Source organism: Bacillus sp. NTK074B (assembly GCF_017303375.1).
GTDB lineage: Bacteria > Bacillota > Bacilli > Bacillales > Bacillaceae_B > Rossellomorea.
In genome coordinates this window covers 1-254 of record NZ_JAFKOH010000272.1, presented here as the reverse complement: position 1 = coordinate 254, position 254 = coordinate 1, and the positions used below count along the sequence as shown (strand labels likewise).

1 protein-coding gene is annotated in these 254 nt (G+C 68.1%); it reads right to left on the bottom strand.

All coding sequences use genetic code 11. The features are described from left to right. A partial coding sequence (locus JI667_RS22335; protein ID WP_206858720.1) for a glycosyltransferase occupies nt 1-254 on the bottom strand: 254 nt, incomplete at both ends.

Genomic DNA, 254 nt, shown 5'->3' with positions numbered 1-254 from the left:
TCGTCGTCCATCACGACGATCCAGTCGGGCGCAAGATGTTCGACAGCGTGGCGCATCCCGGCTTCGAACCCGCCGGCGCCGCCCCGGTTCTCGGGCAGGGCAAGCGTGACCAGACGCGGATCGCCCTGCGCGGCAAGCCACTCGGCTGTTCCGTCATTCGAGGCATTGTCGACGATCAGCACGGCCGAGAGATCGCGCGCGGGCTGCGCGAGAAGCGCGCCCAGCGTGATCTTGAGCTGATCGAGCCGCCGGAA